Here is a 22,039-nt window from a genome sequence, read left to right on the forward strand (position 1 = left end):
GCATGGCAGGCGCACGCGCGATCGACATGCGCTGACGCCTGCGCTGGAGAACGCATTCGCGATGCGTGGCGCCGTCGCCCTTGCGTGAACCCAGATCTCCCACGCATTGCGCCTCAGCGTGACGGCACTGCTTCGGCAACCTTGGCTGCCGATCGCTTCTGCTCGACGCCGGCGATTGCCTTGTCCCGCGTTTCCTCAATCCGCTGAATGTCGAGTTGGCACATTTCGCGCTGACTGCTGCTGCAACGGTCCTGAATCGTCTTGATCTCCTTGGCCGAGGTCTCCCTGATGCGATTGGCGAGCTTGGTGAAGTGCTCGTCCCGAAAAGCGGCAGTCGGGAAGGAGGCTGGCGTCATGATGACCAGCACACTGTCGGGGTAGTCGTTGTTGGCGCCGGAGGCCGCGTCGACGGCGACACCAAGCAGGCCGCCCAACAGGATGATGTTGCCGATCGTGGCACCCCGCAGCTTTGAATCGACGATCTCGGCCGTCTGATCATAGCCGGCACGCGTGCAGGTCACCTGCAGCGCTTCCTTGCGCCGCTTGACCGTCAGCTTGCCGGGCGTCGACGCCACCGACCCGATGGCCCCCTCGGTGCCGCGTGCGACGGTGCACGCCGCTCCCGGCGGATCGGTCTCGACCACGATGTCCTGACTGGTACCGCCGGCCACGGTGGCGCAGGATGCCAGCAGCACAGACAGCGTCGCCACGGCACCCATGGTCCACAAGCGCTTATCGAACATGTAACGAATCTCCCCTAGCCCTTCTTTGCCGATCGTCATTGTCGCGGAGCTCGATCTCGAGGTGGTGATCGCGGAACCGCAGTCCACGCGCGTTTCAAGTGGAGCTCGGCATTTTCGGAGGACGTCCGGCGGGGATGTCTGCGGGCTGAGCCCGGAGCGCCACCGCGCGGCGCAGGCGCAGGTTCGCTGGCGGCACATGGCGTCGTTTCGCTGCGACGCGGCATCACGTCCGCGGTCATCGCATAGCCGGCCGTCGCGGGTTCCCGCCCCTTACTTTGGTGCCGGCTTGGCGACTTCGGCCACCGATTTGGCAAAGCCCGCCTCGACGTCCTCCACGCGCGTGCTGGCGCCATAGATGCCGCCGAAGGCGAACTGCTTGGAGACGCGGTACTGCCCGATCGTCTGTCCCGTGGCGTCGTCGAACAGGAACACGTCGGCGCCGATCTTGATCTGCCCAAGCCCGATCAGCATGGCGCGCGCGAACGCATTGCCCTTGTCGTACTCGGTAAAGACCAGCTTGATGCTGGTCGTGCCCGGCGGCGACGTCGCGGCCGTGCTGGCCAGCGTAACGCCCGACGTCGGCGGCTGAACGAAAGTCGTCGTCTTCGACAGCTCCAATTTGATCTGCTGCATCAGGCGGTCGATCTCGTAGGGCAGCAGCTCGACGCCGGCCTGCGCCTCGCCCGTGACGTTGGAAATCCTGAGCGATGCCTGCTGCTCGGGCGTGAGCGCCTGCACCGCCACCGGCTTGGCGACGTCCCCTGCACAGGCCGCCAGCAACAACCAGGCGCACAGCGAGACAGCCCGCAAAGACATGCGAGTAAATGACACGGTGATTCCTTCCGGAGATTTTGCCCCAATTCCTATGCGACGACCTTTGCCGGCCGTGAGTTTCTCAGCGGCGCGCAGCAGCCCCTTTGCTTTGTGGCAGATCGCTGGACATCCGACATTATGGCTTGTCCATCAGCCTGCAACCATGCGAGGAGTATTCAAGCATTGTTGCAAACCATATAGCACGTGAAAAATGAGTCAAAATCTCGCGCCATTGTCCGGCACCGGGTGACGTCCACGCTTCGCCTATCGATGGACTATTCCGGCGTTTGGCGCGCCGGCGTGGATGCCGGTGTCTGCCAATGCCCATCAGGCCGGCCAGGGCGGGCGTTTGCCGCCACGTATCGCTGCGAACAGGACGGTATTGATTATGTCGGCCGCGACGCCGACCTCAGGATCTGACCTTCTTGCCGGCCGGATCATACAGCGGCTCGAGGTGAATCCGCACCGGCGTCCGTTCCATGGCGACAACCAGCTCATAGTCGCCGCTGGCCAGAAAATCGTCGCTGACGCCGCCGGCGTTGCGCACATAGCCGTAGCCGATCGGCGTGCCCAGCGTATAGCCGTAGCCGCCGCTGGTGAGATAGCCGACCGGCTCGCCGTTGCGCAGGATCGTCTCGCGACCGACCAGGACAACGTCCGGATCGGCCGTGGTGAAGGCGGCGAAACGCTTGGGCAGCGGCGCGTCCTTGATCTTCTCGAGCGCCTGGCGGCCGATGAAATCGGTATTCTTCTTGAGCTTCACCGCCCAGCCGAGGCCGGCCTCGAACGGCGTGTCGTTGGGCGTGATGTCGGCACCCCAGGCGCGATAGCCTTTTTCGAGACGAAGCGAGTCCAGGGCGCGATAGCCGATGGGGCGGATGCCATGCGGGCGGCCGGCCGCCATCAGCGCATCGAAGACCTTGCCGGTCGCGTCGATCGGCACATGCAATTCCCAGCCGAGTTCGCCGACATAGGTGACCCGCAAAGCTCGAACCGTGTGGCCCGCGACCGCGATCTCGCGCACATGACCGAAGGGAAGCGAACCGTTCGACACATCGGCATCGGTCACCGCCGCCAGCACGTCCCGCGCGCTGGGCCCCATCAGCGACAGCGTGCCGAACGCTTCGGTGACGTCCGTCAGGCGCGCGTCGAGGCCGTCGCCGATATGGTCGCGGATCCAGCCGAAATCATGCGTGCGGAAGCCGGTACCGGTGACGATGTAGAATCTGTCCGCCGCCAGCCGTGCCACGGTGAGATCCGCCTCGATGCCGCCGCGCGTGTTGAGCAGCTGGGTATAGGTCAGCCGCCCGGCCGGCTTGGCGATATCGTTGGCGCAGATCCAATCGAGCGCCTTGAGCGCGTCGGGGCCGACGAACTCGTACTTGGCGAACGAAGACTGGTCGAAGATGCCCACGGCCTCGCGCACATGCCGGTGTTCCGCGCCGACCGCGTCGAACCAGTTCTGTCGGCCCATCGAATAGACATCGACCGGACTGGCGCCCGGCGGCGCGAACCAGTTCGGACGCTCCCAGCCGAGCTTGGACCCGAACACGGCATTGTGCGCCTTCAGCCGCTCGTACAGCGGCGAGACGATGCGCGGCCGCCCGGAGGTGTATTCCTCGTGCGGAAAGCCGATCGTGTAGTGCTTGCCGTACGCTTCAAGCGTGCGTTCGCACACCCATCGGCGGTCGCGGTGCAGGTCGGAGAAGCGACGCAGATCGACACCCCACAGGTCCAGGGGTGCCTCGCCGTCGATGACCCACTGCGCCAGCGCCCAGCCGGCGCCGCCGCCTGAGGCGATGCCGAAGGCGTTGAAGCCGGCGCCGACGAACATGTTGGCGCATTCCGGCGCCGTGCCGAGGATGAAGTTGCCGTCGGGCGTGAAACTCTCCGACCCGTTGATCATCTGCTTGACGCCGGCATCCGCCAGCGCCGGCACCCGCGCGATGGCCTGCACCATATGCTGCTCGAAATGGTCGAAATCATCGTCGAACAGCCGAAACGCCCAATCGTCAGGCACGTCGCCATCCGGCATATCGCTGCCGGGCGCATCGGGAATCCAGGCCTGCGGATTCGGCTCGTAGCCGCCCATCACCAGCCCGCCGACCTCCTCCTTGAAGTAGGTGCGACGGTCGGGATCGCGGATCGTGGGGGCGTCAGTGGCGAGTCCGGCGAGCTTTTCGGTGATGATGTACTGGTGCTTCACGGGCTGCAGCGGCACGGTGACGCCGGCCAGTGCGCCGACCTGGCGTGCCCACTGTCCGGCACAGTTGACCACTTTCTCGCACACGATCGGACCCTGGCTCGTCTTCACGGCGGTGATGCGGCCGTCCTTCATCGCGAAGCCGGTGACGCGAACGTCCTCGTAGAGCTTGGCGCCGTGCATCCGCGCGCCCCGGGCGAGCGACTGCGTGATGTCGGACGGGCTTGCCTGGCCATCGGTCGGCAGCCAGCTGGCGCCGACGAGGTCGGCGGTTTCCATCAGCGGCCACAGCTTCTTGACCTCGTCCGGCGAGATCAGATGCATGTCCATGCCAAAGCTTTTCGCCGTCGTCGCCAGCCGCTTGAACTCGGTCCAGCGGTCCGGGTTGGTGGCGAGCCGCAGGCAGCCGGTCATCTTCCAGCCGGTCGCAAGCCCGGTCTCGGCTTCCAATGTCTTGTAGAGCTCGACCGAGTATTTCAGGACGCGCGTGATCGAGGCCGACGCGCGCAATTGGCCGACCAGGCCCGCTGCATGCCATGTCGACCCGGAGGTCAGCTTGCCTTGCTCCAGCAGCACGACATCGGCCTCGTGGTCGCGCGCCAGGTGGTAGGCCGTCGAACAGCCGATGATGCCGCCGCCGATGACGACGATCCGGGCATGCGTGGGCAGGGTCATGGGCGTGTCGTTCCATATCGTGTTCTGTAGTCTTCCAGCGCGGCGTCGAGCCGCGCGAGGTTCTCGTCGGTATAGGCGACGTAGTCGACGCCGGGCGCATGGAGATGGAGTTCCGACACCATGCTCCACATCGCCTCACGCAGCAGCGAGGCGCATTGCATCGCCAGGTGGGAGCGGCGAACGTCCGGCCCGGGTTGTTCGCCGAAATAGGTCGCCAGCAGGACGTCAGAGTCCGCCGCGGTCATCCCGGCATTCGACGCGATGCCAGCGAGGTCGAACATCGCGGTCGAGAACCCGGCATATTCGAAATCGATGAGCCACAGCCGCGTGCCATCATCGAGGAAATTGGCCGGCAACAGATCGTTGTGGCCGAAGATGATCGGCAGCGGCGATTGTACCGCCTCGAGTTCGTCGGCCAGTGCCAGGTAGCCGGGCAGGGCGGCCATCATCCGGCTGTTGCCGGCAGCGAGCGTGCGCGCGTAGTCGCGGATGACATGGAATGCCCAGAACATGAAGCCGGCGCCGGACACATGCCGCGGCATTTCCGTGTGGAAGCGCCGCACCAGCGCCGCGATACGGCCCTGGTCGGAGCGCACATCGGCGGCATTGCAGGTCCTGGCCGAGAGATAGGCGCTCACCATGACCCCGGGCTGCGCGTATCGTACCGCCGGTGCAAAACCGGCCGCATGCGCCGCCGTCGCCACCATGATCTCGCGTTCGCGCACGACATGATGAAAGGGAAAGTCGCGGCCGAAGCGCACGACATGCTGGCCGCCGGCGTCGGTGACCACCCAGTTCTCGTTGGAGAGCCCGCCCTGCAGCGGCGCGATCTCGATGCGGCCGTTCCAGCAGGGCAGCGCCCGAATGCGGTCATCGACGGAGGTCATCGGAATCCCTCCCTCTATGGCGGTGGCAGCTTGAGCGGGATCCTGGCAAGCAATGGCATGCGTGCTCGGCTCTGGAGTACCGTCGTAGACGCCCATGTAGCGCCGATGCGCGCGCCACGCCGCACCCGTCACGCGCAGGAAACCGTCTCATCGCGATGCTGTGGCCTTTTATGTGTTTTGTCCATATTTGTGGCGATCGAAGCAATGGGAAGCACCGCGAGGGCGAGAACGGGGTGAACCTTCATCGCGTCGTGTCTACACCGAGCGGCGGCTGAGCACGCCGTAGGCTTGCGTCGCGCGTGCAGGAATCTGTCGGTCGGCAGACGACAGGGCGACGCATTTGCGGCGATCTGTGCTCGCTAGTGCCTACAGGTTGCTGATACAGCTGTCATCCCGAGCGTAGCGAGGGATCTTTTGAAAGTGACGCACAGGTGCGCCTGTATCGGAAGATCCCTCTCCTGAGCCTGCCGAAGGGGCGCTCGGGATGACGATCCTGAGTCACGCTCCAGCGATATCGGTACTGGCGGCGCTGGCGAAATAGGAACGGCGGATCGTATTCGTCATGTTCATCCAGCGTGGCGCGCCATGTCACAATCGAAGATTCGAACGGTCCTCGCTCAGCGTGCAGGACCACTTAGTATGTGATCCGCCAGGCTGTAGCAGTGGCTCGCCTGATAGGCGTTCCGGCCCCGGTTCATATGCGTCAGGTTAAACGCCCGGATGGCTCGCAACGCACGGCGCGTCGCGAGGAATTTGCCGATCGAGGAGAAGCCGCGGACCCTAATGCCGAAAATGTCGGCGCCGCGGGGGAAGAAATAGCCGACGTCCTCGGGCGTCTTGACACAGCGCTCTAGGAAAGCGTCGTCCACCTGGCCCTGATCGCGTGAACGGTCGGTGGTGCAATCGGAAAGATGCACCAGGAATAGCGCGCGGATGCCCTCGCCGTCCGCATAGAGCGAGAAAAGCTCCATCCAGCTTGCATTGACACGAACGAGAGCCTTGCCCGGAGTCGACGGCAGACAGGAAACCGACCAGTAATGCCGCTCGGTTCGGCGCGGGATCGGGATGCAGTCGCGGCCGTAGCGTCGGAGAGTCTCCAGGACCTCTTGCGCCTGCGGCCGGCGCAGCAGTTTCTCAAACCGCGCGACGTATTTGAGACGCAGTTCCAGGGACTCCGAGCGCTCGTCGGCGTCGCGCAGAATCGTCTTGCCTTGCATCCAATCGCGTTGCCGCTGGAGATCCAGGAATCGGCGCAGACCGGGGGTGTTTGGGCGGCGAGGCGCGCTCACTTCAGGTAGCATGTCGGCCCACTTAGTTCGGATGGGGTGTCGGCAAATCGATCAACCTCAGATACCGCCCTGACTCGGTTGACGTGTGGCCGAGATACCAGTTCTCGACGGGAAACTTGTCGGGACTCCTTGCTGCTCGACAGTCATTTCCGAGCCGGTCGCGGCGCTTAAGTCCCCGGTGCGGCAAGCAGGCGAAGCGGCGCTCTCGACATTGTCGGGTGGCGCCGCGGCTCGCCGTCTCATAGCAGCATGATCGGCAGGCGGTCGTATTAGCTTCGGCGGGTCTGGGATGCTCACGGCTGGCTCTGCAAACAGACGGCTAGAATATCATGGCGCCCCATCGGAAACGCAGTTATCAGTTCATCTGCGCTGGGGCGCCAGTATCGCATCCGGGAAGGGTCGACGCTGTTGCTTGTAACACCGTAAGGCGTTCCCGCATCACTCTGTTCGCCGGTCGAATCGCACCGGCAATTCTTCGGTCGATTCGCCGTCGCTACGGCAACCCATCAAGGTCTGACATCTCGTGACATTCTTGCCGACAAGTCCGCAGTTCGCCCAAGCCCTGGCTGAGCGCAGCTACACTGAGCCGACGCCCGTGCAGACGGCGGTGCTCGCCGAAGCAGCCGTCGACCGTGATCTGCTGGTATCAGCGCAAACCGGCTCGGGCAAGACGGTTGCGTATGGACTGTCGATTGCCAAGAATCTTCTTGGCGAAACGGATCGTTTCGGAAGAAGCGCCACCAGGCCTCTGGCATTGATCGTCGCGCCGACGCGAGAGCTTGCCTTGCAAGTGCAGCGCGAGCTCGCCTGGCTCTATCAATATACCGGCGCGCGCATTGTTTCCTGCGTCGGTGGCATGGACCCGCGCCGCGAACAGCGCGAGCTTGCCAATGGCTCCCATATCGTTGTCGGAACGCCGGGGCGGCTGTGCGACCACTTGCGGCGCGGCCATCTCGATGTTTCGGAATTGAAAGCCGTCGTGCTCGACGAGGCCGATGAAATGCTCGATCTGGGCTTTCGCGAGGATCTGGAATTCATCCTGAAGACCACGCCGGACACGCGCCGCACATTGCTGTTCTCGGCGACGTTGCCGCGCGGAATCGTGGCGCTGGCCAGGCAATATCAGAAAGATGCATTCCGCATCGAGGTCGCAGGCGGCGAAGGCGGGCACGCCGACATTGAGTACCGCGCTATCAGAATAGTTGCGCGCGATGTCGAGCACGCGGTCGTCAATGTGTTGCGGTATTTTGAATCGCCCGGCGCCATCGTCTTCTGCAATACGCGAAATGCCGTCCGGCATTTGCAGGCCGCACTCCTGGAGCGCGGATTTTCCGTGGTCGCCTTGTCGGGAGAGTTGACCCAGAACGAGCGAACGCACGCGCTGCAGTCTCTGCGGGACGGACGCGCGCGCGTCTGTGTCGCCACCGACGTTGCGGCGCGCGGCATCGATCTGCCGAATGTCGGCCTCGTCATTCATGCGGATTTACCGAATGATCCGGAAACCATGCAGCATCGTTCCGGCCGCACCGGTCGCGCGGGCCGAAAGGGCGTGAGCGTGTTGCTGGTGCCTCCGGCGCGCCGCCGGCGCGCAGAAGTGATGCTCGTCCAGGCCGGTATCGACGCCATGTGGGGCACGGCTCCGCAGTCGGAAGACATCCGCAAACTCGATCAGCAGCGCATGCTGCAGGGTGCGCTGTTCACAGAGGAGTCGACCGAGGATGATCTGATACTGGCGCGCGCGATGCTCGCCGAGCGGTCGCCCGAGGAAATCGCTGCTGCGCTGGCACGGCTTTGTCGCTCGCGGCTGCCTTCGCCCGAAGATATCGTCGATCCTGGCCCAGGCAGCGGCCGGTCGCGTGACGATCGCGGCGAAAAGCGACAGGGTCGCAGCGTGCGCGGCGAGGATGGCCAAGCTGGGTCGGAATCGCGCAGGACAAGGCCGGGATATCGCAACAGCATGGCGGAGGGCAGCGTATGGTTTCGCTTGAGCGTTGGACGCAGGCAGAATGCCGAGGCCCGCTGGCTGCTGCCAATGATCTGCCGCCGAGGCGGTATCGGCAAACCTGACATCGGCGCGATCAGAATTTACGAGACCCACACCGAATGCGAGATCTCAGGGCAGGCTGCGGAGCGGTTTTCAGTCAACCTGAAACGCCCCGACGAGGAAGAGAACATCCGCATCGAGGCGCTGCCGGCCGGCCCGCAAGGCGAAGCGCCATCCGAAAGGCCTGCCGATAGAAAAGCGGGCCACGGCAAAGCCCACAAGGGCAAGGCACGTCAGAACGACAGGCTCCGTCATGAGCGGCGCCAGAAGCCTCATGGCGAGGCCCTCCGCGACGGCGTTCCCACGTCAGAGACCATGCCGGGAGTGGGTAAAAAACAGCGGCACGGACACAAGCCTGCCGATGCCGGGCGGCCGCGGCGCGACCACGCTTCCCCGTTTGCCAAGCCTGCATTCGGCAAGAAACCAAAGAAAAACAAGCATCGTGGCTGAGGCCGCGAAGGTCAGCTTTCGCCGGCGACCTTCTTCACGTGGAGGTATGATCCATTTTTCTTGCTTTTAGAATTATAATACAGTACAGACTGTAGTGATACCCGCCGCCGGGGCTAACGGGCGTTCCGCCGGCCGGGCGTAAAGCGGCCAGGCCGCCGCCGGGCCGACAAAGCGGGCGCCACGCCGGTTGCCGTCGTCAGGCAACGCCGTTTTCACCAGCACCAGGTGCGCTCATGGCGACCCTGATCCTTGCGCGCGCCAGCGCCGCGTCATGGTGGATGCCATGAACGCGCGCGATTTCAAGAGCCTCACGCATGCCGGATACGGTGAGCCGCTGCAATGGTGGCACTACACCGACAGCTTCGCGACCGCGCTCTTCATCACGCACAAGAGTCGCCGGATCAAGGTGGCGGCGGTGCATAGCGGCCACGAGTGCTACTGGCACACGCCGCCGGGCAACCTGCCGCTCTACGGTCTTGCCTTCCTGCATGCACGGCCCGACGCGCCCGTGCTGGTGGTCCAGAGCGAGGAAGCAGCCGACGCCACGCGCGCGCTGTTTGCCGATCATGTCTGCATGACCTGGGCCGGCGGTCCCAGCGCCGTCAACCAGGCCGACACGGCGCCGCTCGCCGGCCGCGACGTCGTCCTGTGGCGCGACAACGATCCGGAGAGCGAGACCGCGATGGCGCGCTTCGCGGTGCGGTTGCGCGGCTTGGTGCGGTCGGTGACGATCATCGACGTGCCGCGGACGTGGCCGCAGAAATGGCATCTGGCGCGCGATCTGCCGCCGGAGGTCACGGTCGCGATGCTGCGGCGGATGCTGCCGGCAGCGGCGTCGCCGGAACCGCCGCCGCACGACACGGCGACATCCAGTACCGGTGATGAGGAGGATTCGGTGTCAGGCCACGCGCTGGGGGCGCGCCACTCTGTGGCGCGTCATGCGATGCTTGAAGCAGAGACGTGCGACGGAGCCGTGCGCTCCCAGCGTGTGACGGCGGCGTTGGGGTCCAGTGAACCGGCGCATCGCGAGAGAGCTGCAAGTAGCGCCGGTAATGGGGAGGACCGGTCGTCGTATGACACGCCGGTCGCGCGCGATGAGGCCCGGGAGCGCGGGCAGCCTGGCCTGAGCTTGCCGAAAGGGCCCGTCCGCATCGACGCGCCAGCGCCGACCGTTGAACGTTCGCCCCCCGCTGACGCTGCGGGCGAATGCGGACGAGACGTCCATGCTCCCATCGAACCACCCGCATTTCCCGTCGACGTCCTGCCGCCGTTATGGGGCGACTGGTGCAAGACTGCAGCGCGCACCGCCGGTGCGCCGATCGACTACGTGGCCATGTCGCTGCTGACCGCGGCTGCCAGCCTGATCGGTGGCGCGCGGCGCGTCAGCCCGGTGCCGGCGTGGCGCGAGCCGTGCGTGCTGTGGACCGCCCTGGTGGGTACGCCGTCGTCGGGCAAGTCGCGCGACATGCAGGCGGCGCTGGGCCTGGTGCGTCAGTTGCAGCTCGATCTGGGCACGACAGGCGAGAACGCGTATCGCCGCCACGCCGCCGCGCGCGAGGTGGCGCGGGTGCATGCGCGCCTGTGGCGCCAGGACGTGCGCAACCTGGTGATCGCCGGCGCCGACCCCGATCCGCTGCCGGATGACGCGATCGAACCGCCGCTGCCGCGCCGGCTGCTCACCGATGACCCGCGCCCGCGGTTGCTCGCCGATGCCGTGCGTGGCAACCCGCACGGCCTCCTGCTGGCGCCGGGCGATCTCGACGGCTGGCTGGCGCGTACCGCGCGGGCAACCGGCGCCGATCAGCGCCTGTGGAAGAACGCGTGGTCGGCCGTACCCTGGACGATCACGCGTGCACATCAACCGCCCGCCGACATCCCCAGCGCGGTCTCGATCCTGGGCACGCTGCAAGCGTCGCTGCCGCCGGCCCGTGGCGGCAGCGATGACAGCGTACTGGCGCGCTGCCTGTTCGTCAGCCCGGTGCGCACGCCGATCCAGCCGTTGTCGCCGACGGCAGAAGACCCAAGCCCCGAAGCGCTCGCGGCATTGGCCCGGCTGCGTGATCTGCGGTCGGCACCGTACGACGTGCCGCTGGCGGACGATGCGCTCAGCGCATTCGAGGCCTTCCGGCATGCGCTCGATGAGCAGGCGCAGGATCTGGACGGGCGCGCGGCGGCATGGTGGCGCAAGGGCCCGTCCCTGGTGCTGCGACTGGCCGGCGTGCTGACGTTCCTCGCCTGGTCAGCCGAGGCTGACGGTGCGCCGGAGCCGGCGTGTGTGTCGCGCGGCGCCGTCGGCGCCGCCACCGGCCTGTGGCAGGATTACCTGTGGCCGCATGCGCGCGTGGTGTTCGACAGCGCCGGCACTTTGCATCAGCGCCGCATCGAGCGCGTGATGGAATGGCTCGCCGCGCGGCGCCTGACCGAGGTGTCGCGCGAGCAGATCCGCCGCGAGGCGCTGTCGCAGGACGTCGATGCCAAGGGCGCCGATGCGATCATCGTGGCGCTGGTCCAGGAGGGCGTCCTGCAGCCGATCGACCAGCCCAGAACCGGCCCCGGCCGTCCGCCGCTGCGCTGGCGGGTCAATCTCACCCTCTCCCCGCGCAGGCGGGGAGAGGAGGGGCCCATCGCGCGTAGCGCGATGGGAGGTGAGGGGCTGAGTGGCCTAGTAACAAGCGACGCCTCACACGCCCGAACACCACGTCCCGCAACGACTGTCGCGGAGCCCCTCATCCGCCCTGCGGGCACCTTCTCCCCGCCTGCGCGGGGAGAAGGGCTGGCGGTTTCGGCAATTTCCGCAACCGACTCTGAATCAGAGAGTCCGCGCCGCCGTCATCCCAAGCGCAGCGAGGGATCTCCTGCGCAAGACGCAGAGGACGCCATTCGCGGGAGATCGCTCGCGGCGCTCGAGATGACGCCAAGCCCAGGCCCAGGGAGGAAGGTTCCGGCAATTTCCGCAACCACGTGTGAATCGGGGTCCGGGAGCGAGCCTGGTTTGCATGTGCTTCGCTTGACGCCGGCCCGTGGCCGGCCCCACGATCCGGCCGCGCCTGTTTTCATCGCTCCGGAGACGCCGTTCATGCCTGTCATCAATCGTATTGCCGACTTCCACGACGAGATGACCGCGTGGCGGCATGACATCCACAAGCATCCGGAGACGGCGTTCGAGGAGGTCCGTACCGCCGATATCGTCGCCAAGAAGCTGGAATCGTTCGGCATCGAGGTGCATCGCGGGCTGGCCAAGACCGGTGTCGTCGGCGTGCTGCGTGCCGGCAGCGGCAGCCGCGCCATCGGCCTGCGCGCCGACATGGACGCGCTCGACGTGCACGAGACCAACACGTTCGCACATGCCTCGACGCACCACGGCAAGATGCATGCCTGCGGCCATGACGGCCACACCTGCATGCTGCTGGGGGCCGCCAAGCACCTGGCCGAGACGCGCAACTTCGACGGCACGGTCTATTTCATCTTCCAGCCGGCCGAGGAGAACGAGGGCGGCGGCCGCGTGATGGTCGAGGAGGGACTGTTCGACAAGTTCCCCTGCTCGGACGTCTATGGCATGCACAACATCCCGGGCATCCCGGTGGGCAAGTTCGCCATCCGGTCGGGACCGATGATGGCCGCCTACGACGTGTTCGAGGTGCTCATCGAGGGCAAGGGCGCGCATGGCGCCATGCCGCATCACGGCATCGATCCCGTGGTGGTGGCCTCGCACATCGTGACGGCGCTGCAGTCGATCGTGGCGCGCAACGTCGATCCGATGGACACCGCCGTGGTGTCGACCACGCAGATCCACTCCGGCGACACCTGGAACGTGATCCCGCAGAGCGCGATGCTGCGCGGCACGGTGCGCACCTTCAAGGCGCACGTGCAGGACTTCATCGAGAAGCGCATCCAGGAGATCGCGCGCAACGTCGCGGCGGCGTTCGGTGCCTCGATCAGCTTCCGCTACGAGCGGCGCTATCCTGCCACCGTGAACACCGAGGCCGAGACCGAGAATGCGGCGCGCGCCGCTGCTGCGCTGGTGGGCGACGCCAACATCAACCGCAACCCGACGCCGGCCATGGGTTCGGAGGACTTCGCCTGGATGCTGAAAGCCAAGCCGGGCGCCTACATCTGGATCGGCAACGGCGACGGCGAAGGCAGCTGCATGGTCCACAACCCGGGCTACGACTTCAACGACGCCGTCCTGCCGCTGGGTGCCTCCTACTGGGTCACCCTGGTCGAGCAGCAGCTGGTGCGTCAGCCCGTGCGCCAGGCAGCGGAGTAGAATCCCCTCTCCGCCCGCGCAGCGGGGGGAGAGGGAGGGGCCCGTCGCGTCAGCGATGGGAGGGTGAGGTGGGTGTTGAACCCGGCCTCGTTCTCACAAGATCAATCGCCTGCGTTGGGGCGCCCACCTCACCCTCCCGCGCTGCGCGCGGGCCCCTCCCTCTCCCCCCACTACGTGGGCGGAGAGGGGCTCGTGGCGGGACGCCCGCTGCGACTACCGCGTCCCCGTCGACTGCGGCGGCCAGGGGCGCGGTGGGTCCGGGCGTTCGGCGATGGCGCTGGTGGCGTAGCCGATGGCGCGCGCGTAGAGCGTGTGATCGTGCAGCACGCGCTCGGCAAGCTCGATGTCCTTGGCCGGCGACTGATCCGATGGCGGGCAGAGCGCGCGCAGTGCGCTCACGCGCTCGGGCGTTGGATCGCGCACGGTGTGCCATTCCGCCATCGTGCGCCGCACCTCCTGGGCGCGCTGCTCGAGTTCGCCAGGCAGCGTGCCGGAGTCGCTGAACTTGGCGGTGCACACGGTCGGCAAGACGCCGATCTCGGCCCAGGCGTAGCCTGACGGCGCCAGCATGCGCGACCACGTCAGGGTCAGCTCGCCGTCGTTGGGCATGGGCACCACGGTCTGCACCGTGCCCTTGCCGTAGGACGTGCTGCCGACCACCACGGCGCGGCCGCGATCCTGCAGCGCGGCGGCCACGATCTCGGCGGCCGAGGCCGAGCGGCCGTTCATCAGTGCCACCATCGGCACGCGGGCCAGCAAAGCCGTCCCGCTGGAGCGGAAGGTCATGCGGCTGTCGGGGTGGCGGCCCTCGGTGGTCAGCACCGTGCCGCTGTCCAGCAGCAGGCTCGCCGTCGTGATGGAGCGATCGAGCAGCCCGCCGGGGTTGTCGCGCATGTCGAGGATGATGCCGGCCATCCCCGAACCGATCTCGACAGCCGCCGTCTCCAGCGCCGTCTTCAGGGCCTCCGGCGTGCCCTTGTTGAAGCCGGTCAGCTTGATATGGGCGATGTCGCCGCGGCGCTCATAGGTCACCGTGGTGGGAATGATGTAGGCGCGGCGGATGCTGAAGACGATCTCGCGGCTCTCCGACGGGCGGAACACGCCCATCGACACGGTGGTGCCGACGCGGCCGCGCAGCAGGCGCACGATATCGCGCATCGGCTTGCCGTCGACCCGGTTTCCCTCGACCGACACGATGCGGTCGCCGGGCTTGATGCCGGCGCCGTCGGCCGGGGCGCCGGACTGGACCATCCGTACGATGGTCTGGTCGTTCTCGGCCTCGACGGTGACGCCGATGCCGCCGTCGCCTTCGCGGTTGAAGCGGTTGTCGCGCGACTCGACCGGGTCCGAGTAGCGCGAGTTGCGATCGAGCTTGCGCGCCGTTCCGTCCATCGCGGCGCGCAGCACGCGGTCGCGGCCGGCCGCGCGCAGCGGCTGCGAGGCGTCCATGGCGGCCCGCACCAGGCCGGCGGTGGCCTCGCCCCAGGCCGGACCGTCGTCGCGCTCGGCCGGTATCGGGCGCTGGGCGATGATCTTGTCGCCCTGGTACAGCACCAGGGCACCACCGCGCTCCTCGAGGCGGATCTGGCTGTCGAGTGCCGAGACGTTCTTGATGGCTTCGGCGGTCAGGGGGCCGTAGTCCTTGATCGCCGTGATGTAGCGGTCGGCGATGGCGGAATAGCCACGGACCAGAACCCGGTCGATCGAACTGTCGCGCAGGGTTGATGTCGGGGGCGGGCCATCGGCGGCGGCGAGGCAGGAGGCCACACCCATCGCGGCGGCCAGGACCGACACCGTGCGCCAAATCGTGGCCTTGGCGGACGTCCCGCGACGGCCGCGAACAGTCAGAAAGCCCATGCGATCCTGCATATCTGTGCACCAACCGGACCGGCCGGCGCATCCCGAACCCGTAACACGCACTTTACCATAGCCCCGACCGCCGGACAGAGCGGATCGCCCCCGAAGTGGAACAAAAACCGGTTAACCCGGCTGACGCGACCGTACCCGCAGGGCCCACAGCACGCCGATGACCGCGCCTTTGACGCGTGGCAGCAGCCACAGGCAGAGCCCGATGGTCAGCGGCAGGAACAGCGCCGCGTGAACCCAGAGCGCCGGCTCGTACAGCTTCTCGACCAGCAGCACCAGGGGGACGACGATATGGCCGACGATGAAGATCACGAAGTAAGCCGGCGCATCGTCGGCCCGGTACGCCTCCAGGTCCGCGCCGCACGCGGTGCAGGCCGGCGCCATCTTCAGGTAGCCTGTAAAGAGACTGCGCGCGCCGCAGGCCGGGCAACGGCCGGCCCAGCCGCGCCACATCGCCGGCACCCAGTCACGCGCCTGCTTGTCGTCGTTGCTCATGTCGCTCAACGCCGGCGCGTGGTCGGGCGCCGTGCCGCCGTCTTGCCCGGTGCCCGCACGCGGCGCGCGGCAGGGCCGGGGCGGCTGGCAGCGGCTTCGACCCGCTCCAGCATCTCGAACAGCAGGCCGCCGGTGGCGACATCGGCTTCGCGCAGGCGCACCCGGACGCGGTCGCCCAGCCGCCAGGTCGCGCCGGTGCGGCGGCCGACCAGCGCCTGGCCCGGCTCGTCATGATCGAAGTACTCCTCGCCCAGGGTCTTGATCGGGATCAGGCCGTTGGCGCCGCTGTCGTCCAGTTCGACGAACAGGCCGAAGCGGGTGACTCCGGCGATGCGGGCGCCGAACTCGGCGCCGACCCGGTCGGCCATGTAGGCCGCCATGTAGCGGTCCATCGCCGCGCGTTCGGCCGCGACCGCGCGGCGCTCGCATTGCGAGATGCTCTCGCCCAGTTCGGCGAAGCCGGCGCCGGCATCCGGCGGCAGGCCACCTGCCCCCAGGCCGAGGCCCGTGATCAGGGCGCGGTGCACCAGCAGATCGGCGTAGCGGCGGATGGGCGACGTGAAGTGCGCATAGCGGCGCAACGCCAGGCCGAAATGGCCGACATTCTCTGGGCTGTACACGGCCTGGCTCTGGCTGCGCAGGATCGTCTCGTGCACCAGCCGTTCGTAGGGCTGGCCGGCGGCCTTGCGCAGCACGCCTTCGAAATCGCGTGGTTGCAGGTTCAAGCCCGGCGGCAGGCCGATACCCAGGGTGGCAAGGAACTCGCGCAGCGCCTGGACCTTGGCGGCATCGGGTGGCGCGTGCACACGATACATGCAGGGCTGGTGACGCCGCTCCAACGTCTCGGCCGCCGCCACGTTGGCGAGGATCATGAACTCCTCGATCAGGCGGTGGCTGTCGAAGCGCTCGCGCAGGCGGATCGAGGCGATGCGGCCGGTCTCGTCGAGGCTGACCAGGCGCTCGGGCAGGTCGAGGTCGATGGTGCCGCGCGCCTGGCGTGCCTGCAGCAGGGTGGCGTAGGCGCCGTACAAAGGAGCCACCACGTCGTTCATCAGCGGCAGCAGCTCGCCATCGGGATGGCCATCGCGCGCCTGCTGCATGCGGGTATACGTGAGCCGCGCCGCCGAGCGGATCAGCGCGCGGTGGAAGCGGTGGCGCTTCAGGTGTCCGGCGGCGTCGATCCACATCTCGGCCACCAGGGTCGGCCGGTCCTCGTGCGGGCGCAGCGAGCACCAGCCGTTGCTGAGTTCCTCGGGCAGCATCGGTACGACGCGATCGGGGAAGTATACCGAGTTGCCGCGGCGCACGGCGGCGCGGTCGAGCGCATCGTCGGGGCGCACATACCAGGCGACGTCGGCGATGGCGACGCTGAGATGCCAGCCACCCGGATTGGCCGGGTCGGAATCCGGCTCGGCCCAGACGGCGTCATCGAAGTCGCGCGCATCCTCGCCGTCGATGGTGACGAACGGCACGCCGCGCATGTCGACGCGATCACCCAGCGGCGCCGCCACGGCTTCGCGGGCCTGCACCAGCGCCGCCTCGGGGAACTCGACCGGGATGTCGTTGGCGGCAATCGCGATCAGGCTCACCGCGCGCGGATCGCGCAGGGTGCCGACCTTTTCGAGCACACGGCCGCGGCGGGCGAGGTGTCCGCCCATCGGTTCGACCCAAACGACATCGCCGTCGACGGCGTCGTTCAGATCGCGCGGCGCGACCTCGATCTCGTAGCGCAGCTTGCGGTCGGTGGGACGCACGAAGGCGTTGCGCGCACCACGCGGCATTTCCACCACGCCCAGGATGCGGCGCGGGCCATGGCCTACCTTGCGCACGATCTGTGCATCGTAGCGGCGCTGGCCGCGCTTGCGCAGGCGCGCCAGCAGACGGTCGCCGGCGCCGGGCGCGGCGTGCTCACGCGTCGGCTGCACGATGATCTCGGGCGGGGCGGCGCCGTCGTCGGGATTCCAGTGTACGGGGCGCGCCAGCAGATCGCCGTCGGCGTCGGGACCGATCACCTCGATCACGAGGTACTCGGGCAAGGCGCCCGGATCCATGAGCTCGCGCCGGGTGCCGCGCGCGACGGCGCCGTCGGCGCGCAGGTCACGCAGCAGTTCCTTCAGGCCGACGCGGTCGGCACCCTTGATGTTGAAGGCTTTGGCGATTTCACGTTTGCCGACCGGCACCGGACTCTCGCGGATGAAGGCGAGGATCTGGTCGCGGGTGGGAAGGGGAGTTGTCTGTTTCTTTGGTTTCATCAAATGTTGGCGGGTCGCGCGTTCAGGCGCGACGCATGCCTATGCAGCCGCTTTCTTGCCGGCCGCTTTCTTCTTCGCGGCGGGTTTCTTGGCGGCAGGTTTCTTGTCTGTGGTTTTGGTCGCAGCCTTGGGTGCTGCGGCTTTCTTCGATGCCGTCCGGCGATTGCCGCGCCGTCCGCCGCCGCCGTTGGCCGCGCGTGCGGCCAGCAGGGGCAGGGCCTGCTCCAGGGTCACGGCTTCGGGCGTCAGGCCGTTGGTGAGCGTGGCGTTGACCTTGCCATGCTTGACGTAGGGTCCGTAACGGCCGCTGTAGACCTCGACGGGTTGGCCGTCGTCGGGATGTTCGCCGAGCGTGCGCAGTGCCTTGACCGGCGCGCGCGCACCACGACCGGCTTTGGGCTCGGCCAGCAGCGCAACGGCGCGGTTCATGCCGATGCTCAGCACGTCCTCGTCGGCCGGGATCGAACGATAATTCGAGCCGTGCCGTACATAGGGGCCGAAGCGGCCGATGCCGGCGAGGATCGGTTCGCCATCCTCGGGATGTTTGCCCAGTTCGCGCGGCAGCGACAGGATCGCCAGTGCCTGCTCGAGCGTGACTTCGGTGGCGCTGTAGCCCTTGGGCAGCGAGGCGCGCTTGGGCTTCTCCTTGCCCTCGGCCTCGCCCAGCTGGGCGTAGGCCCCGTAGGGGCCCTGGCGCACCGTCACCGTCTTGCCGGTCTCGGGGTCGATACCCAGCTCGCGCGGGCCGTCCAGCGCGCCATTGCCATTGCCGTCACCATTGTCGTTGGCCGGCGGTACCGCGAGCTTGCGGGTGTAGCGGCACTCCGGGTAGTTCGAGCAGCCGATGAAGCCGCCGAACTTGCCGAGCTTCAACGACAGCCGACCCTTCTCGCACGCCGGACAGCCGCGCGGATCCTTGCCGTCGGTGCGTTCGGGGAAGAAGTGCGGTCCCAGTTCGGCATCGATGGCGTCGAGCACGTCCTTGACGCGCAGTTCCGACGTGCCGTCGACTGCGCCCTTGAAGTCGCGCCAGAAGGCGCGCAGCACGGCGCGCCAGTCGACGCGACCGCCGGAGATGTCGTCGAGCTGCTCCTCCAGGCCGGCCGTGAAGTCGTACTCGACGTAGCGCGGGAAGTACGTCACCAGGAACGAGGTGACGATGCGGCCGCGGTCCTCGGGTACGAAGCGCTTGCGATCGAGCACCACGTAGCCACGATTCTGAAGCACCTCGATGATGCTGGCGTAGGTCGAGGGCCGGCCGATGCCGAGCTCCTCCAGCTTCTTCACCAGCGTCGCCTCGGAGTACCGCGGCGGCGGCTCGGTGAAATGCTGCTCGGGCTTCACGTCGCCGCGCTGCAGGGGATCCTGCGGCTGTACGTCGGGGAGGCGGGCGCCGTTCTCGCTCTCCTCGTCGTCCTTGCCTTCCTCGTAGAGCGTGAGGAAGCCATCGAACCTCACCACCGAACCGGTGGCGCGCAGGCGTACATTGTGATCGCCCGACTCGATGTCGACCGTGACCTGATCGAGCACGGCGCTTTCCATCTGGCAGGCCACCGTGCGCTTCCAGATCAGCTCGTAGAGCCGCAGCTGGTCGCGATCGAGATAGCGCGCCACGCTCTCGGGCGTGCGGAACAAATCGGTGGGGCGGATCGCCTCGTGGGCTTCCTGCGCGTTCTTCTGCTTGGACGTATAGAAGCGCGGCTGCTCGGGAACGTAGTCCTTGCCGTACTTGCTTTCGATCAGGTTACGCGTCTGCGCGCGCGCCTCGGGCGCCATGTCGACGCCGTCGGTGCGCATGTATGTGATCAGGCCGACGGTCTCACCGTCGACGTCGACGCCCTCGTAGAGCCGCTGCGCCACGCGCATCGTGTGCGCGGCACCCAGGCCGAGCTTGCGCGAGGCCTCCATCTGCAGGGTCGAGGTGATGAACGGCGGCGGCGGATTGCGCCTGACCTGCCGGCGATCGACGCTGGCTACGGAAAAGGCGCGGCTCTCGATCTGTGCCTTGGCCGCCATCGCCTCGGCCTCGGTCGGCAGGTCGAACTTGTCGAGCTTCTGGCCGTTGAGGTGCGTGAGGCGGGCGCTGAAGACCTGCCCGCGCGGCGTCGTGAACAGCGTATCGATGGTCCAGTATTCGCGCGCCCGGAAGGCCTCGATCTCGGCCTCGCGCTCGCAGATCAGGCGCAGCGCGACCGACTGCACGCGACCGGCCGACTTGCTGCCGGGCAGCTTGCGCCACAGCACCGGCGAGAGCGTGAAGCCGACGAGATAGTCGAGCGCGCGGCGCGCCAGATAGGCCTCGACCAGCGGCTGGTCGATGTCGCGCGGATGCGCTACGGCGTCCTGCACCGCCTTCTTGGTGATGGCGTTGAAGGCGACCCGTTTGACCTGGACGCCCTTGAGCGCATTCTTGTGCGCCAGGATGTCCATGACGTGCCAGGAGATGGCTTCGCCCTCGCGATCAGGGTCAGTCGCGAGATAAAGAGTCTTGGCGCCCTTCACGGCGCGGGCGATGTCGTTCACCCGCTGCTGGGAGCGGGCGTCGATCTCCCAGTCCATGGCGAAATCTTCATCCGGACGCACCGAGCCATCCTTGGCCGGCAGGTCGCGCACATGGCCGAAGCTGGCCAGCACGGTGTAACCGGGACCCAGGTATTTGCCGATGGTCTTGGCCTTGGCCGGCGACTCGACGACGAGGACGTTGGACATTTAAATCGTTCGCCGGCGCAGGCGCCGCTCCGCGATTGCACCCCAATCGCCAGCGATAACAACGCCTTAGATCAGGGCGACCATGTTTCCTTGCAGCCGCTCCACCCTCCCCAAAAGCTCCAGATCGAGTAGGGCGGCCGTGACGAGGGCGGCCGAGACATGGCACTCACGGATCAGTTCGTCAACCGGGGTAGGACTGGGACCGAGGCATGCGAGGATGCGGTCATCCAAAGAATCATTCGTTTTTTCAATGACTTGAGGTGCGGCATCAAATGTCCCCGCCAACTGTGCGCTCGTGCCGGTCGACGGGGATTTCTTGAGGTTACTTTTTGTGACGACAAGATTCTGGGGTGTCGCAGGGTTCATGTGGGCGAGCACGTCGGTGGCGCCCTCGACCAGGTGAGCGCCATCACGGATGAGCTGATTGCTGCCGCGACAGCGCGGGTCAAGCGGCGAGCCCGGCACGGCGAAGACCTCGCGTCCCTGATCGGCTGCTTGACGGGCGGTGATGAGCGAGCCCGACTGCAGCGCCGCTTCCACCACCAGCACGCCCAGCGACAAGCCGGACACGATGCGGTTGCGCCGGGGAAAATGCCGGGCCTGGGGCACTGCGCCCAGCGGCGCCTCCGACAGGATCAGGCCGCGTTCGGCCATCGCGCGGTAGAGATCCGCGTTCTCTGGCGGGTAGATGACGTCGATGCCACCCGCCAGGACGGCGACGGTGCCGGTCTCGAGCGCCGCGCGGTGTGCCGCGGTGTCGATCCCGCGCGCCAGGCCGGACGCGACCACAAAGCCCGCAGCACCCAGGTCCGTCGTCAGGGCAATCGTCACCCGCCGGCCGTTGGTCGACGCATTGCGTGCGCCCACCACGGCAATCATGGGCCGCGCCAGCAGGGTGCTGTCGCCGATGGCCGACAAGACCGGGGGCGCATCCGGGATCTGCGCCAGGGCCACCGGATAGTCGGCATCGCCATGAATGATGAAGCGGCCGCCCAGCGCGGCAAGGCCCTCGGCCTCGCGCTGGATCGCTGCCGCTGGCGGCGACACGGGTGCCTGCGCAAAGCCGGCACGACGCGCCAACGACGGCAACGCCTCCAGCGCTGCCGTGGCGGAGCCGTAGTGGCCCAGCATCTCGTGAAACGTCACCGGTCCCACGCGCGGCGTGCGCGCCAGTCGCACACAGGCCAGGCGTTCGCCGTCAAGCCGCAGACCATCGTGCGATCGTCGCGAGGGGACGATGGCGCTTGCGGCTCGGGACAACAGGGAGAGGGGAGCCATTGCGTTCATGAGGTGTTCTCATAACGCGAATCGGCTGGACTGTAAATCGCGTGAAAGTTGTATACGCG

The 22,039-nt window shown here is 67.1% G+C and carries 12 protein-coding genes; 2 read left to right on the forward strand and 10 right to left on the reverse strand.

What is annotated here, in order from left to right; genetic code table 11:
• Positions 1 to 113: 113 nt before the first annotated feature.
• The 5 genes from FQU96_RS19015 to FQU96_RS19035 all read right to left on the reverse strand — a co-directional run bounded on the left by FQU96_RS19015 (position 114) and on the right by FQU96_RS19035 (position 6,622).
• Positions 114 to 743, reverse strand: coding sequence for a hypothetical protein (locus FQU96_RS19015; protein ID WP_146542898.1), 630 nt, complete (start codon positions 741 to 743; stop codon positions 114 to 116).
• Positions 744 to 1,013: 270 nt separating this feature from the next.
• Positions 1,014 to 1,559, reverse strand: a complete 546-nt coding sequence (locus FQU96_RS19020; protein ID WP_146542899.1) for a DUF4410 domain-containing protein — start codon at positions 1,557 to 1,559, stop codon at positions 1,014 to 1,016.
• 406 nt (positions 1,560 to 1,965) lie between these two features.
• Positions 1,966 to 4,434, reverse strand: coding sequence for an FAD-dependent oxidoreductase (locus FQU96_RS19025; protein ID WP_146542900.1), 2,469 nt, complete (start codon positions 4,432 to 4,434; stop codon positions 1,966 to 1,968).
• A complete protein-coding gene (locus FQU96_RS19030; RefSeq protein WP_146542901.1) occupies positions 4,431 to 5,321 on the reverse strand; it encodes a phosphotransferase family protein in 891 nt (296 codons plus the stop codon). The genes FQU96_RS19025 and FQU96_RS19030 overlap by 4 nt, the downstream gene beginning before the upstream one ends.
• Before the next feature lie 617 nt (positions 5,322 to 5,938).
• Complete coding sequence (locus FQU96_RS19035; RefSeq protein WP_146542902.1) at positions 5,939 to 6,622, reverse strand: hypothetical protein; 684 nt, start codon at positions 6,620 to 6,622, stop codon at positions 5,939 to 5,941.
• 511 nt (positions 6,623 to 7,133) lie between these two features.
• Between FQU96_RS19035 and FQU96_RS19040 the strand changes: the two genes are divergently transcribed.
• Positions 7,134 to 9,104, forward strand: coding sequence for a DEAD/DEAH box helicase (locus FQU96_RS19040; protein WP_146542903.1), 1,971 nt, complete (start codon positions 7,134 to 7,136; stop codon positions 9,102 to 9,104).
• Positions 9,105 to 9,387: 283 nt separating this feature from the next.
• The gene (locus FQU96_RS43165; RefSeq protein WP_178130583.1) at positions 9,388 to 13,371 is read left to right on the forward strand and encodes an amidohydrolase; all 3,984 of its coding nucleotides are present in this window, start codon (positions 9,388 to 9,390) and stop codon (positions 13,369 to 13,371) included.
• 213 nt (positions 13,372 to 13,584) lie between these two features.
• Here the strand turns inward: FQU96_RS43165 and FQU96_RS19050 are convergent, their stop codons facing one another.
• The 5 genes from FQU96_RS19050 to dprA all read right to left on the reverse strand — a co-directional run bounded on the left by FQU96_RS19050 (position 13,585) and on the right by dprA (position 21,980).
• Complete coding sequence (locus FQU96_RS19050) at positions 13,585 to 15,228, reverse strand: S41 family peptidase (protein ID WP_178130584.1); 1,644 nt, start codon at positions 15,226 to 15,228, stop codon at positions 13,585 to 13,587.
• 123 nt (positions 15,229 to 15,351) lie between these two features.
• Positions 15,352 to 15,732: a DUF983 domain-containing protein gene (locus tag FQU96_RS19055; RefSeq protein ID WP_218574770.1), complete on the reverse strand. Its 381-nt coding sequence runs from the start codon at positions 15,730 to 15,732 to the stop codon at positions 15,352 to 15,354.
• A 5-nt stretch (positions 15,733 to 15,737) separates the two neighbouring features.
• Positions 15,738 to 17,984 carry a ribonuclease R gene (gene rnr / locus FQU96_RS19060; protein WP_146542906.1) on the reverse strand — a complete coding sequence of 749 codons (2,247 nt, stop codon included), beginning with the start codon at positions 17,982 to 17,984 and terminating at the stop codon, positions 15,738 to 15,740.
• A 39-nt stretch (positions 17,985 to 18,023) separates the two neighbouring features.
• Complete coding sequence (topA, locus tag FQU96_RS19065; protein ID WP_146542907.1) at positions 18,024 to 20,693, reverse strand: type I DNA topoisomerase; 2,670 nt, start codon at positions 20,691 to 20,693, stop codon at positions 18,024 to 18,026.
• 66 nt (positions 20,694 to 20,759) lie between these two features.
• Positions 20,760 to 21,980, reverse strand: a complete 1,221-nt coding sequence (dprA, locus tag FQU96_RS19070; protein ID WP_370461378.1) for a DNA-processing protein DprA — start codon at positions 21,978 to 21,980, stop codon at positions 20,760 to 20,762.
• Between the last annotated feature and the right edge of the window lie 59 nt (positions 21,981 to 22,039).

It is taken from the genome of Reyranella sp. CPCC 100927 (assembly GCF_007859315.1).
Taxonomy (GTDB): domain Bacteria; phylum Pseudomonadota; class Alphaproteobacteria; order Reyranellales; family Reyranellaceae; genus Vineibacter.

What these genes read in the sequence shown, in the direction of transcription:
- FQU96_RS19055 (WP_218574770.1), bottom strand. Translation starts at nt 15,732, where the DNA reads ATGAGCAACGACGACAAGCAGGCGCGTGACTGGGTGCCGGCGATGTGG.
- FQU96_RS19015 (WP_146542898.1), bottom strand. Translation starts at nt 743, where the DNA reads ATGTTCGATAAGCGCTTGTGGACCATGGGTGCCGTGGCGACGCTGTCT.
- topA (WP_146542907.1), bottom strand. Translation starts at nt 20,693, where the DNA reads ATGTCCAACGTCCTCGTCGTCGAGTCGCCGGCCAAGGCCAAGACCATC.
- FQU96_RS19050 (WP_178130584.1), bottom strand. Translation starts at nt 15,228, where the DNA reads ATGGGCTTTCTGACTGTTCGCGGCCGTCGCGGGACGTCCGCCAAGGCC.
- rnr (WP_146542906.1), bottom strand. Translation starts at nt 17,984, where the DNA reads ATGAAACCAAAGAAACAGACAACTCCCCTTCCCACCCGCGACCAGATC.
- FQU96_RS19030 (WP_146542901.1), bottom strand. Translation starts at nt 5,321, where the DNA reads ATGACCTCCGTCGATGACCGCATTCGGGCGCTGCCCTGCTGGAACGGC.
- FQU96_RS19020 (WP_146542899.1), bottom strand. Translation starts at nt 1,559, where the DNA reads ATGTCTTTGCGGGCTGTCTCGCTGTGCGCCTGGTTGTTGCTGGCGGCC.
- dprA (WP_370461378.1), bottom strand. Translation starts at nt 21,980, where the DNA reads ATGAACGCAATGGCTCCCCTCTCCCTGTTGTCCCGAGCCGCAAGCGCC.
- FQU96_RS19035 (WP_146542902.1), bottom strand. Translation starts at nt 6,622, where the DNA reads ATGCTACCTGAAGTGAGCGCGCCTCGCCGCCCAAACACCCCCGGTCTG.
- FQU96_RS43165 (WP_178130583.1), top strand. Translation starts at nt 9,388, where the DNA reads ATGAACGCGCGCGATTTCAAGAGCCTCACGCATGCCGGATACGGTGAG.
- FQU96_RS19025 (WP_146542900.1), bottom strand. Translation starts at nt 4,434, where the DNA reads ATGACCCTGCCCACGCATGCCCGGATCGTCGTCATCGGCGGCGGCATC.